This window comes from Armatimonadota bacterium (assembly GCA_037138755.1).
Classification (GTDB): Bacteria; Armatimonadota; Fimbriimonadia; order Fimbriimonadales; family Fimbriimonadaceae; genus Fimbriimonas.
The window spans coordinates 373,607-385,651 of record JBAXHT010000001.1 but is presented as its reverse complement, the minus strand read 5'-3'; the positions used below and the strand labels follow the sequence as shown (position 1 = coordinate 385,651).

Annotated in this window: 13 protein-coding genes; 4 read left to right on the top strand and 9 right to left on the bottom strand. The window is 55.2% G+C overall.

The window, feature by feature from the left end:
- Positions 1-2 precede the first annotated feature (2 nt).
- The 5 genes from WCK51_01770 to WCK51_01750 form a co-directional block, all read right to left on the bottom strand.
- Complete coding sequence (locus WCK51_01770; GenBank protein ID MEI7575592.1) at positions 3-1,676, bottom strand: glycoside hydrolase family 25 protein; 1,674 nt, start codon at positions 1,674-1,676, stop codon at positions 3-5.
- Positions 1,646-2,167, bottom strand: coding sequence for a hypothetical protein (locus WCK51_01765; GenBank protein MEI7575591.1), 522 nt, complete (start codon positions 2,165-2,167; stop codon positions 1,646-1,648). The genes WCK51_01770 and WCK51_01765 overlap by 31 nt, the downstream gene beginning before the upstream one ends.
- 163 nt (positions 2,168-2,330) lie before the next feature.
- The gene (locus WCK51_01760) at positions 2,331-2,783 is read right to left on the bottom strand and encodes a type II secretion system protein (protein ID MEI7575590.1); all 453 of its coding nucleotides are present in this window, start codon (positions 2,781-2,783) and stop codon (positions 2,331-2,333) included.
- A 64-nt stretch (positions 2,784-2,847) separates the two neighbouring features.
- A complete protein-coding gene (locus WCK51_01755) occupies positions 2,848-4,863 on the bottom strand; it encodes a hypothetical protein (GenBank protein ID MEI7575589.1) in 2,016 nt (671 codons plus the stop codon).
- A 28-nt stretch (positions 4,864-4,891) separates the two neighbouring features.
- A complete protein-coding gene (locus WCK51_01750; protein ID MEI7575588.1) occupies positions 4,892-5,746 on the bottom strand; it encodes a prepilin-type N-terminal cleavage/methylation domain-containing protein in 855 nt (284 codons plus the stop codon).
- 72 nt (positions 5,747-5,818) lie between these two features.
- Here WCK51_01750 and thyX point away from each other — a divergent pair, with 72 nt between their 5' ends.
- Both thyX and ndk read left to right on the top strand, forming a co-directional pair.
- On the top strand, positions 5,819-6,694 hold the full coding sequence (gene thyX, locus WCK51_01745) for an FAD-dependent thymidylate synthase (GenBank protein ID MEI7575587.1): 876 nt from the start codon (positions 5,819-5,821) through the stop codon (positions 6,692-6,694).
- Between the two features lie 20 nt (positions 6,695-6,714).
- Positions 6,715-7,125 carry a nucleoside-diphosphate kinase gene (ndk, locus tag WCK51_01740; GenBank protein ID MEI7575586.1) on the top strand — a complete coding sequence of 137 codons (411 nt, stop codon included), beginning with the start codon at positions 6,715-6,717 and terminating at the stop codon, positions 7,123-7,125.
- 71 nt (positions 7,126-7,196) lie between these two features.
- Here the strand turns inward: ndk and WCK51_01735 are convergent, their stop codons facing one another.
- From WCK51_01735 to WCK51_01725, 3 genes are all read right to left on the bottom strand, one after another.
- On the bottom strand, positions 7,197-7,937 hold the full coding sequence (locus tag WCK51_01735; GenBank protein MEI7575585.1) for a sugar phosphate isomerase/epimerase: 741 nt from the start codon (positions 7,935-7,937) through the stop codon (positions 7,197-7,199).
- A 92-nt stretch (positions 7,938-8,029) separates the two neighbouring features.
- Positions 8,030-8,812, bottom strand: coding sequence for a hypothetical protein (locus WCK51_01730; protein ID MEI7575584.1), 783 nt, complete (start codon positions 8,810-8,812; stop codon positions 8,030-8,032).
- Positions 8,809-9,399, bottom strand: coding sequence for a Maf family protein (locus WCK51_01725; GenBank protein ID MEI7575583.1), 591 nt, complete (start codon positions 9,397-9,399; stop codon positions 8,809-8,811). Before WCK51_01725 ends, WCK51_01730 begins: the two co-directional genes overlap by 4 nt.
- A 30-nt stretch (positions 9,400-9,429) precedes the next feature.
- On the opposite strand from WCK51_01725, the gene ilvA reads away from it, so the two are divergent.
- The gene (ilvA, locus tag WCK51_01720) at positions 9,430-10,650 is read left to right on the top strand and encodes a threonine ammonia-lyase (GenBank protein ID MEI7575582.1); all 1,221 of its coding nucleotides are present in this window, start codon (positions 9,430-9,432) and stop codon (positions 10,648-10,650) included.
- Positions 10,651-10,679: 29 nt separating this feature from the next.
- Positions 10,680-11,033, top strand: a complete 354-nt coding sequence (locus WCK51_01715) for a YciI family protein (GenBank protein MEI7575581.1) — start codon at positions 10,680-10,682, stop codon at positions 11,031-11,033.
- Here WCK51_01715 and WCK51_01710 read toward each other — a convergent pair.
- Positions 11,020-12,033 (bottom strand): Gfo/Idh/MocA family oxidoreductase, encoded by a 1,014-nt coding sequence (locus tag WCK51_01710; GenBank protein MEI7575580.1) that lies wholly within the window; start codon positions 12,031-12,033, stop codon positions 11,020-11,022. The two genes, WCK51_01715 and WCK51_01710, sit on opposite strands and share 14 nt — an antisense overlap.
- Positions 12,034-12,045: the final 12 nt, after the last annotated feature.

Genomic DNA, 12,045 nt, shown 5'->3' with positions numbered 1-12,045 from the left:
TATCAGGGCTTTAGGATCCGAGCCCGATAACGGAACTTCTTGTCCCCTAACCGATAGTTCACCGACAGCAGCATCACTTTTCGATTTGCCATTCCAACGGGGAAGACGAATGTCTTGCGGACTGTCACGAGTCCTCCGATCGGACCCGGCGACCAGATTTCGGCTGATTTCGCGCTTCCGAATTGAGCGGAATCGACCGCTACATTTGTCACAGGAGCCGAGCCTGGATTTGTTAATGCAAACTCAATACTGGTCGAAGTTGCATTTGTCGAGATGAATCGATTTGAAGCCTGTATCGCGGGAGGTGTGGAGTCCTTCCAAAACTCTCCCAAGTCGATTGTGGCAGTGTTCCCGCTCGCTGTTGTTGTTTGGTATGCATCGTCTTCGACTTCGACGAACAGCCGATTCTTGCCCTCCGGTAGCGCGAGAGATGCGGTTGTCCCCGTTATCCAGTCGCTGAATGTCCCAACCTGGCCCCATTTGAACCGATAATGCCTCACACCTGAATGTGTGTCCGAACAAAGCAAGTCGACACTGGCAGCAGTCGTGTACCAAGTATTAGGCGACGCTCCACCGGTTCGCGCGACGGTTGGCGGCACAGGGTCCCATCCCCCTGTCCACTTGCCCGTGGTACTGGGTGAGTTAGGGTTACTAGTGTTAGAGGCGGTGACTTCGAAGTTATGCCAGCCGGGTTGGGTTAGGTTCAAATCAAAAAATCCGGTGTCAGTATCCTTGGTCGCGGTTAGTGAGCCGTCGATGTACTCCTTCACCACGTTTGGTCTTCCGCCAGAAACACTGTAAGGTACTCGCTCGTTCGAGCGGTACCAGCGATTTTGAGTTGGAAGGGGACTTGCCCAAATTACCGCTGCCGGGCTACTGTAACCGTATGAGAGCAGACTTTGAAGGTCACCGTAGAAAACGTTGCCATCCACCGCGCCGGTGATTCCGGGAATTGTTTCGCGGTCGCTATACTGGCGCATTGCTACAAATGGCCAGGGAGTGGTCGGAGCGGCAGCATTCTTATCATAGTCCCAGCGAGCCAGCCACAAGCCGTATCCGGCGTTGATCACTGGTGACCAGTTGTAGCCACGCGCCGTCGAAAGGTTGAGATAAATGAGTGGCTTAATTCCGAGTCGCTGTGTAGCATGATCCAAGAATGCTTTCGACCAAGCGACTGGGTCTCCGGTCCAAGGCGATTCATAGTCCAGAACCACAAACTGGCCCGGTTTGAGCGTCCCAACGTTGTCGCAGAAGTTATTCGCCTCCAGAACCGGAGAGTTAAACTCTGGATAGGCGAAGTGGTAGAAACCGAGCGGAATTCCGGCAGCTTCCCCTCGCTGACGATTCACCAAATACTTCGTGTCAACGTATTGCTGGCTGGTTTGCCCTTGATCGGGTGCCCCGCGAGTAACCCTAATCACGACAAATGAGGCAGCTGTCTTGACTTGGTTAAAGTCAACATTCCCCTGCCATTGAGAAATGTCGATTCCCCATATCTTTACCGCACGGGTGGATCCCACATTGTCCTTCGGATCCGAGACCCCAAACTGCTTGTTATGCCCCATGTATCCGGTGTCCGGTAGCTGAGCCGTTGCCGTGCGCGTTGCGAAAAGCCCAACCAGAATGTAAAGAAGCCGAGGCACTCTCACTTTGAAGACTCCTTCGCGGGAACCCATACTTTAGGGAGGTCGAGGGTGAGCACATCCGAACTGTACTTGACAGTCACTTTTCCGGTGGCAATTGCGACTTGATCACAGGTGATCAGTTTGTATTTCTGTCCCGCCACTGCTGAGAAGTTGACCTTCGCTGTCGTGCCCCCGCCAGCGTCATCGTCCTCCACAAGTGTCTCAACTTCACCTCCCGAACCTGAGAATTCGACTGTCGCCATAGGATCAATATCTGTCGAACTGACCTCGATGGAAGCCATTCCAGTCTTCGTGGCGGTAAATGTTGACTCACCGTAATAGGCTCCATCTTCCATCCGGGCAGATGTCGATGCGATTTCGAGTTGATGAGAGGCGAACGATCCGCCGCCTGCCGTTGAGCCAGTCGTGCTCGCCGTGCTCGTTATTCCACCGCTGGTCGCCGCCGCCGAGGTCCCTCCGCCACCTCCGCAGCCGATGATGGCGGCGAGTAATGCGGCAAAAACAAAAGGTGAAGCCTTCAATGCAGAGCTATTTTACGCCGAAGCCAATCAGAAGTTAAGAGGGTCAACGGGTAGTTGGAAACTGACGTGCACTCCTCGATGAATTTTTATTTCCGGAGAGGCACTAAAATTCGCGATGTTGAAGGCACGAGAAAGGGAAGTCATTGCTTCCGACCTCGGCGGCCTACCACGCACCCATATTGGAGCCGTCAATGGTTCGTTTCGAAGTGTTTAACCTGAGCGTCCCGACTCCTGGGGGCTGGATCGTGTATGTGTATCCTAGGCTGCGAACGTAAGGGTGGAGAACGCTTGAGTTATTACTATCCGCGGTTCCTTGGTATGGCCCTCTCCACTCTGAGGCTTTTATGGCGACGATGTTTCCCAAATCGTCCAAACCATTGGGTGGAGCTGAAGTTTTCCTCACATCATCGTACGCTACAGGCCACAGTCCTGTGTCAGCGTGAAACCGTTCGATAGCGTTTCTACGAACATCAAGTTGGGCTTTCCAACGGAGTTCGCTGGTAAACCTCCATCGATCTCCGATTTTGGGAATGGCAATCGCGGCGAGCACCGCAATCAAAATGATCACGATGAGAAGCTCTACCAACGAGAATCCCCTAGCGCGAATTCGCTCCATCCCACATGGACTATTCCAAGATGGATGCTTCTGAAATACCGTCAGATTGCCAGGATGGGCACGTCTAGGGCCCAGTTTTCCACCAACCGTAGCAGCTTGTGGCACACCACGCTTCGCGCGTTTTGGGGTGGATCCGGATCCAGAATGTCTCTCTTCCTCCGTCTTGCTCCCCGGCTTCCAGGGCAGTTCGGCGAGAGATAACGGACCAGCTCTTGCCGCCGTCAACGGATCGGCAGACGGCATTGTTGGGACTGTAAACGTTTGCGTTGTTTCCGATGTAGATCAGGTTAGGATTCGCTGGATCGACCGCGACGGTTTTCACGTTGCGATTGCCGAATTCATCTTTCGGAGTTTCGACTTTGACCAGCTGAGAGCCACTGAGGCGGTAGAGATCGCCAGCGGCGATGAGCAGTTCTTTGGTCGTCGGGTGGATCAACGCATCGTAGATCTGGGCCGTGGTGGAAGCCGCAACTTTCCAGGTCTTGCCTTGGTCGGAGGATACTACGACCTCGTAACTGTCCCCGGTTTTATTGATCCCCACGGCCTGCTTAGTTGCTGCGGAGTAACTCACGACGCCTTGGCAACCAACCATCCGGCTCCAGGTCTTCCCGGCGTCTCCGGTTCGAAGATCGCTTGCAAACCCAATCTCGGCCGATCCGGGAATTCCGTTAGAAATGTCCATCCCTTTCAAGTCGAGTCCCGTGTCTGTCCAAGTTTTTCCACTGTCCTTGGAGACTTTCAATCTTCTGGGCCCACCCCAACCTGGGGCATCACCCACCCAAAGGGTTGACTTGTCAAGCGCGTATCCTCCGTAGGTGAATCCACCCCAGCCGTTCCCGCTCGGGTTCAAATACTTCCAAGACTTTCCACCATTCGTTGTCATCGCTCCGTTATAGTCCTGCGAACCGAAGAAGCAGACATCGGGATCATTCGCACAGAACTGAAAAGATCCTCCGGCGAGAATTCCGCCTTGACCCGCGTTCGATCGTTTGAAGGTGAGTCCTCCATCTGTGGACTTCGTAATCCAATCTCCGCCCAGTGAGAACACGACTTTGGGGTTAACCGGATTCCAAGCAAACAACCCTTGTCGAGCATTACCTGGAAGAAAAGAATCGGCTTGAGACAGGGTGGCTTGTTGCCAAGTTTTGCCTCCATCATCTGAAGAGTAGCGTCGCCAGTCCCAGTTGTTTGGAACCGGCTCAGTCCACATGACCATTCGATTCGGCTCCCGAGGCGATACTTTGATGTTCCGAAGTTCATAGTTGGTCGGAGCCGGGCTCTTAGAGCTTCCGAGTAACTTTAACCCCAAAGCTGAAACCGCATAAGTGCGAATCTCATCCCGCGTAGTGGCAATTACCGCCGAGTCGGAGACATCCAATCCGGTGACTCCGTCGGTCGATGTCTGATTCCATTTGCTGTTAGATTGCCAGAAAAGCCCGTGCTTGTTACCAATAATTAGCACCCCTTTGATCCCGGGGGAAAACCGGACGAAACCATCGGCATACTTGCCTGAATTCGGAAGTTCAGCCCACGTATCCCCGCCATCATTCGACTCATAAAGAGCCGGCTTATCGATCGTATCGCCCCAATTCGGCTTATCGAAACCGATGCGCGACCAGATGACCCGTTTGCATCGCTTGGTGATTGTATCGAAAGAGTTAGGGTCGAACGCGATCTGATCTCGAAAGTCGGAGAGTCCGCTCATACGAACCGGATGGACCGACTTCCAACTCGCGCCGCGATTTGTCGAGAGCCAAACCCCATGGTGGTCCATGGGAAGAGAGTTCGCTCCGATAACGATCACTCGATCGGAGTTTTTTGGGTCGATTGCGATCGATACAGCGCCTCGTGGAGAAAATCCGACCGATGCTTGATGCCAGGACTCGCCACCATCAAGCGAACGAAAAATTCCTCCCACATCGATTCCGAGAAACATCGTTTTCCCGTCTCCAGAAGCGGCTATTGTTCTCGGCCACTGACCACCTTCCCCGCCCTTGACTCCTCGGGCGAGCATCTCGTCCGAAATCATGAACATTGGGGTCCATGAGGGTGAAAAGGCGAGAAGCATGGCGGCGACCATGCTTCCCATTATGCGCCAGCTGATACGCTTAGCGGAATCGCCAAATGACTTTGCCGAAACTGTTGAGCGAAGCCGCGGTGAACGACTTGGCGTGGCTGTCAGCAAAGACGACGGGCGTTGAGCCGTCGTTCCGACCGGTTCGGCTGTAGCGTGCGTAAACCGGCTTCAATGCTCCCGCAGCAAGGGTTGTGCAGTTGAAGTAGCCAGGCTGAGTGGGCACTGATGTGCATCCAGCAACTGGCTGAGGAACGATTCCGGCCTCTTTAACCAAGTTTCGATCTGCGATCAAAGGCAGACCGTTTGTGTAGTCTGCGGCGGGATCGGTCGTGGTCGGCTTTGCGCCGTTGTAAGGATTGAAAACGTAACCCCTTTCCTTGTCAGAAGTGATCGCCGAGTTCGGAGTAGTGACGATCAGTCCGGTTCGCGCCGACTCTTCGGCGGCAGAGAAGTTTGCGGCAGAAGTGAAGCCCTCGGTTCCCGGTGCGGCTGCCCCAGGAACTGCAGTGCTGAGCGGATCGACTCCGGTTGCGTCCGAGTAGCCGATGCTCTGGTTGCGGCGACCGTTCCAATCGATGGCAAATGTGGAGCCTTGGGCATCAGGAGCGACAAAAATTTCCGTGTTCTTCACGTAGGGAAACAGCCCTTGGGTCCAGATGATCGGATTAGCCGCAGTTCCGTCTCGAAGAGAAGCTGGAACCAGGAAGTCATCAGAATCTGCTGCGTAGATAAACAGCGAAGTGCCGAGCTGCTTCATTTGAGCGAGAGCCTTCGTCTTCTTGGCGGCTTCCTTCGCTTGTGAAAAAACCGGGAAAAGGATAGCGGCGAGAATCGCGATGATAGCAATCACCACGAGCAGTTCGATGAGAGTAAAGGCACGGCGCACGCCCATATATTAACCCAACATTCAGACAATTCGATGAACCTCATTGTGGACTCAGTAAAATTAGCAGTTCCTATGCCACGCACCACAGTTCCCGAAGCCGATGCCCTGCTTGACCAAGAGATCAAGGTTCTTGATAAGGGGTTTGTGAGACTTGTGGACTACATGGGCGGCGATCAGCGGATCGTCCAGTCAGCCCGCGTGAGCTACGGCGAAGGGACTAAGACGGTCCGTCAAGACCGGGCTTTAATCCACTATCTTCTCCGCAACTGGCACACCTCTCCATTCGAGCAGGTGCAGCTAACCTTCCATTGCAAGATGCCAATCTTCATCGCCCGGCAATGGATTCGTCACCGAACGGCGCGGCTCAACGAAATCAGTGGCCGCTACTCAGTGATGAAGGATGAGTTTTACGTCCCGGAACCAGAAAAGGTGTCGTATCAAAGCTCGGACAACAAGCAGGGTCGGGGCGGTGTGTTGCCGTTAGACGAAGCCATGAGCGTGATTGCCCAGCTCGAACGCGAGCAAAAGGAAGCCTACGCTGGCTACACAGAAATGCTTGATAAGGGGGTAGCGCGAGAACTGGCCAGAACCAACTTGCCACTGTCGCTGTACACCGAGTGGTACTGGCAGATTGATTTGCACAACCTCTTTCACTTCATCCGACTGCGCGCTGATTCACACGCTCAGTACGAGATTCGGGCCTACGCCGAGGCTCTGGCGCAGTGCGCCAAGGCGGTTGCGCCGATGGCATACGAGGCCTTTGAGGAGCATATCGTGGGTTCAATCTCCTTCTCCCGTGCAGAATCCGCAGCTTTGGCAAGGATGCTCGCTGGCGGCGAGGCTGGGTTGGACGAAAGGCCAATGAAGATTTTCGAGGAGAAACTTGCAAAACTGCAGGCAGCCGCCCCGGCGGAAGCTCCGGATGACTTCGTTCCGCCGACGGCATAGCGGGTACCCTTTAAGGGAAAATGGAGACGACACTTGTACTCATTAAGCCAGGCGGAGTAAGCCGAAATCTGATCGGTGAGATCACTCGCCGAGTCGAGGCACGCGGCCTCAAAGTCACTGGACTGAAGCTCATCAACGCCGAGCGCGCAACCGTCGAGGCACACTACGCCGAGCACAGCGAGCGACCTTTCTTCAAGGATGTCTGCGACTACCTCGTCAGCGGCCCGATCGTCGCCATGGCGGTCAGCGGTACCAATGCGACTAAAGCTATCCGAGCCATGATGGGCGCAACCAACCCCATCGACGCCACCCCCGGAACGGTTCGCGGAGACCTCGCGCTGACCATTGATGACAACCTCGTCCACAGCTCCAGCGACCCCGATGCGGCTGCTAATGAGCTAAAGCTCTGGTTCCCTGAAGGAACAGTTTAAGTTCTTCGACCAATCATCAATTGCGCCCCAAAAAGATTTGTCTTTCGGGGCGCAGTCATTTAGCGGAAAGCTCAAAGCAGACCTTTCAGGTTCGCCAAGCTCACCGAGCAACTCTCGAGCGGAGTCCGACTGCCGTACTGCTCTTGCTCAACCACGATCCACTCAGCTCCGGCCGTCGGCAGAGCCTTTAAGACTTCAGCGAACGGTACCTGGCCCTCACCTAGAGCGGAACCGTCAAATGGATACTCCTTGAGGTGAACGGTCACGCCTCGACCCGGCCAATCTAGCAAAGGCTGGACAGGGTCACTTCCGCCGTGCATCGAGTTCGCGGTATCGAACTGTAGAATAAACGTCGAAGGCGTGTTTTCACCAAGGATGTACCAAGTTGAGCGTCCGTCGTCGAGCGGCTTCATGTCGGCGTCGTGAGCGTGGAATCCGAGGCGGAAACCGGCTGCTTCGACCTTGTGAGTCATTTCGGTGAGAACCTTTGAAAGCTCTAAAGTCGCTTCGGCAGTCGAGTGAAGCTCTAAAGGAAGCCATGGGATGATCACGTTTTTGGTTCCCAGAGTCGCATGAATCTCGAGCGTGCCATCAAAGTCATCTTCAAGTGCCTTGAGCATCGTATGAGTTCCCGAGCACTTGAGCCCGTTTGAATCCAATACCGACCGTAAATCAGCGGCGGAATGCCCGTGATAACCAGCGAACTCAACTGCCTCGTAACCCATCTCGGCAACCTTTGTAAGGATTCCGGGGAAGTCTTTCGGGGCATCGTCGCGCAGGGAGTAGAGTTGGAGGCTGATGGGGAGGCTCATGGACCAGGAAGTTTTACCCTCCCAACACCCTGGAGTTGCGCAGTTAGGAGGTTATGCAGAATGAAGCTACTCGCCCACCGAGTACAGGGAACTTACAAGCCGTGCGCAACTGCCACGAAAGGAGCCTCAGATTCTAGCTTCCCCGCCGCGATAGTTGCGGCTTCTTCCGAGGCAAAGCGACCGAAAACCGCCGATCCGGAACCCGTCAGACCCGAGTCTCTCGCTCCATGAACCATTAGCCGTTCCATCAGCTCAAGCGAACCACAAGGAGCCGCGCGCTCGAAATCGTTATACAAAACATCCTCGGTGGGAAAATCTAACCACTCATAAGACAACGAGTCCAATTTGGCATAAGCCTCAGCTGTCGAGCACCGATCTGGAGGCTGGGCCACCACGTACCATTCGAGTGTAATAGGAGAACCGATCTTGGTCACTTGCTCGCCATAACCCTCGACCCTGGCGCGTCCTCCGGTGAGGAAGAACGTCACATCCGCGCCGATGGCCTTGGCAATCGCCTTCTGCTCGTAAGCCGGCATCGCCATCGTCATCAAGTGCTTCGAAGCACGGAGCACCCCCGCCGCATCGCTGCTCCCGCCGCCCAAGCCGGCTTCACTGGGAATTCGCTTCGTCAACTTCGCGTGAACTGGAGGAAAATCTACAACCTCCATCAATAGCCGGCAAGCTTTGGTGACGGTGTTCTCCGCCGGTACCGAGGAGTCATTGCACTCAAAAGTTAGCGTGGAAGACGGAGTCAGTTCCAACTCGTCGTACAGCGAAATAGCCTGAAAGATCGAACGGATAGGATGGTATTTGCGGTGGTCGATTGGCCCGACCGAGAGGAACAGATTCAGCTTGGCGGGGCAAAGGATTATCATGGCTCGAACGGATAGTCTAACTCCTGAAGCATCTGCCGGACTAGGAAAGTCGGTAGGCCAACAACCGTTTGAAAGTCTCCGCGAAGCTCCTTCACCAAAAACGCACCCATCCCTTGCGCGCCGTAGGCGCCCGCTTTGTCCATCGGTTCCTGGGTATGAACATAGTCATTGAGCTGTGCCTGACTCACGACGTTGAACTCAACCTCTGCAACAGCGTGAGCGCATACCGACTTGGACGGTGTGACGATTGCGACCCCGGTGATCACCAGGTGGGTTTTCCCACATAACTCGTTCAAGAACTCGAACGCCTCATCAGAGTCTTTGGGCTTCCCGAACTGCCTGAAAATCCCATCACCCAAAGGCAAAGCAACGACCGTATCGCTCCCGATCATCCAGTCACCAGGATGTCTTCCGGCAACGCACTCAGCCTTCGCCAAGGCGAGTTTCTCAGCAGTCTGAAACGGATCGTCCAGAGTCAGAGCGTCCTCATCCAGATCCGCCGGATCGACGACAAACTCGGCTACAACCTTCTTCAATAGCTCATGTCGCCGGGGCGAAGCACTGGCCAATACGATACGGTGGGCCACACGAAATTCTGGCACAGTAAACTGTTCGCCATGTCTCTACGGCCAACTTACGACGAAGTAGTTGCCGCCGCCGCCCGCATCTCGGACGGCATCGTGCGCACCCCCTGTAGCCACTCGCCTATTCTCTCCCAGATGTTTGGCTGCCGGGTTTACACCAAGATGGAGTACTTGCAGGAGACGGGTTCCTTCAAAGAACGCGGTGCGCGGAATGCGCTACTTTTGCTTAACGAAGAGCAACAGCAGAAAGGCGTCATCGCCGCCTCGGCTGGGAACCACGCCCTTGCCCTCGCCTACCACGGAAAGCTCCTCGGGATTCCGGTCCGGGTTGTCATGCCAACAATCGCACCCCTCGTCAAGCAGGAACGAGCCAGGCAATTCGGGGCAGAAGTGGAGCTCTTTGGGGCAAACATTGCGGAAGCCAAGACTCGTGCGGATGAGTACGTCGCACGAGACGGAATGACTTACATCCACGGCTTCGACGGCATCGATGTCATCGCCGGAGCTGGGTCGATGGGGTTAGAAATTCTGGAGCAGATGGAGATCGTTCCCGATGCCATCGTTCTTCCCGTTGGCGGAGGAGGTCTCATCGCCGGTCTCGCGCTTGCCGTCAAAACCAAGGCCCCAGGGGTCAAAGTGATTGGTGTCGAACCTGACCAGTGCGCTTCATACCTCGCCGCCCAAGCGAAGGGCGAACCAGTGATGATCGAGATGGGAGACTCGCTAGGCGATGGCCTCGCGGTGCCTCGGGTAGGTGACAACGCCTTCGCGCTGGCTCGCGAACATGTTGACAAAGTCGTCACTGTTTCCGAGCAAGACATCGCCCTCGCGATCCTGCGGGTTCTTGAAGTTGAGAAAGGCGTCGTTGAAGGCGCCGGAGCCGCCGGTCTAGCCGCCTTGGTCGGAGACAAGCTTCCAGAGCTACGAGGCAAAACTGTCGTGATTGTCCTCTGCGGCGGAAACATCGATCCGGCCGTCCTCGGACGGGTGATCAACTATGGCCTCCGCTGTGACTGGCGTCTTGTGCGATTCCGGACCGTAATTTCTGACCGACCTGGAGGTCTCGAAAAATTCACACGCGCCATCGCCGAACAAAAAGCCAGTGTCAAACAAATCTCGCACGAGCGGACCTTCGGTCAGCCCAACTTCAGCAAAGTCACGATCTCCTGTATCGTTGAGACAAAGGACAAAACCCACGCCTCGGAGCTGATCGCCCATCTAGAGGAATCGGGAATGCCTTGCGATTTGTTCTAAAGAGAAGTAGTATCTGTCCGGCGAGTCAAATGAAGTTTCTAGTTTCCATCCACCGGCCGACGGACTTTGACCATGACAAGGAACTTGGCCCATCCGTTAGAGTGGCCATCGATCAGGTTAACGACGAAATGGTTGCCGCCGGTGTTCGAATCTTTGTCGGAGGGCTGCAATCCCTTTCGTTGTCAACGTCGGTTTTGCTGATGGCAGACGGCTCCACTGAAATCGCCGAAGGTCCGTTTTTGAAGACGGACCAATACGTGGATGGATTCTGGGTGCTCGCGTGCGAGAGTCAGGAGGAAGCAGTTGAGTGGGGGCGCAAGGCTGCCCTTGCCTGTCGAGGCTCAGTTGAAGTTCGCCCTTTCGCGGGCGCTATGGTCGGCTGAGTAACTCGGCTATTTGCACCCTAGCACCGCGCTTCGCGCTCTCTATGGCGCCGAAAACCATCGCTAGCGACTTAATGTTGTCGTGGCACTCACCCTTCGGAATTCCGCCGGTTTCGATAGCCCACAGGAATTCGCGCAGGGAACCTGCTATGCCGCTGGGTTCATCGATAGGTTCTACATCAATGTGACGGACGGGGCGGTGGAAGCCTTCGTTACTTTCGATCAGCTCGGCCTGAATCGAACTATGCCCATCCCATTTGGCCGTCCCGTTTGGGCCGCAAGCGCGCCATTCGCCTTCCCAGCTCGTGTGGAGGCCGTCGGCGCACCAGGAGCCTCGATAGTTGAACTTTGCCCCGCCTTCCATCTCGAACAGACAGGTTGCCGACGAGCCGTTTTTGTACCACGACCAGTCCGGATTGAATTCTTCGGCGTAGACGCTGACTGGGTCAAGGCCCGAGATGTGGCGGGCTTGGTCGAAGGTGTGGATCGCCATATCAAGGATCAGAACGTGATCCATCACATCCCGAAAACCTCCAAAATGGGCGCCAATGTAGAAGTCAGCATTGAGAATTCCGACCGCTCCAAGCTGTTCTACAAGAGACTTGAAAGCGGTTTGACGACCGTCATAACGGCGACTCTGCGAAACCATGTAGAGCTTCCCCGCGTCTTCAGATGCCTTCACCAACCGGCGAGCTGACTCCATCGAAATCGTCATCGGCTTTTCGCCAAGAACAGGGAAACCTGCCGCAAGGGCTTCCAAAGTCACCGCCTCATGAGCTTCGGGAATCGTGACATCAACCACAAAATCCCCTCCTGCTCGCAAGGCATCACCGAGATTCTCTAAACACGGAACTTGAAGATTCAGTTCCTGAGCCGAGCGGGCAGCTTGACCTTGCATCACGTCGACCCAGGCTGCAATCTCGATTTCCGGATGGTCTAAAAGGTTCTTCGCCCAGGCTCGGCCCATTCCGCCTGCACCGACCAGAATCGCTCGCTTCATTGCTGCAGAGTG

What these genes read in the sequence shown, in the direction of transcription:
- WCK51_01770 (MEI7575592.1), bottom strand. Translation starts at nt 1,676, where the DNA reads ATGGGTTCCCGCGAAGGAGTCTTCAAAGTGAGAGTGCCTCGGCTTCTT.
- WCK51_01760 (MEI7575590.1), bottom strand. Translation starts at nt 2,783, where the DNA reads ATGGAGCGAATTCGCGCTAGGGGATTCTCGTTGGTAGAGCTTCTCATC.
- WCK51_01755 (MEI7575589.1), bottom strand. Translation starts at nt 4,863, where the DNA reads ATGGTCGCCGCCATGCTTCTCGCCTTTTCACCCTCATGGACCCCAATG.
- thyX (MEI7575587.1), top strand. Translation starts at nt 5,819, where the DNA reads ATGCCACGCACCACAGTTCCCGAAGCCGATGCCCTGCTTGACCAAGAG.
- ndk (MEI7575586.1), top strand. Translation starts at nt 6,715, where the DNA reads ATGGAGACGACACTTGTACTCATTAAGCCAGGCGGAGTAAGCCGAAAT.
- WCK51_01735 (MEI7575585.1), bottom strand. Translation starts at nt 7,937, where the DNA reads ATGAGCCTCCCCATCAGCCTCCAACTCTACTCCCTGCGCGACGATGCC.
- WCK51_01730 (MEI7575584.1), bottom strand. Translation starts at nt 8,812, where the DNA reads ATGATAATCCTTTGCCCCGCCAAGCTGAATCTGTTCCTCTCGGTCGGG.
- ilvA (MEI7575582.1), top strand. Translation starts at nt 9,430, where the DNA reads ATGTCTCTACGGCCAACTTACGACGAAGTAGTTGCCGCCGCCGCCCGC.
- WCK51_01715 (MEI7575581.1), top strand. Translation starts at nt 10,680, where the DNA reads ATGAAGTTTCTAGTTTCCATCCACCGGCCGACGGACTTTGACCATGAC.
- WCK51_01710 (MEI7575580.1), bottom strand. Translation starts at nt 12,033, where the DNA reads ATGAAGCGAGCGATTCTGGTCGGTGCAGGCGGAATGGGCCGAGCCTGG.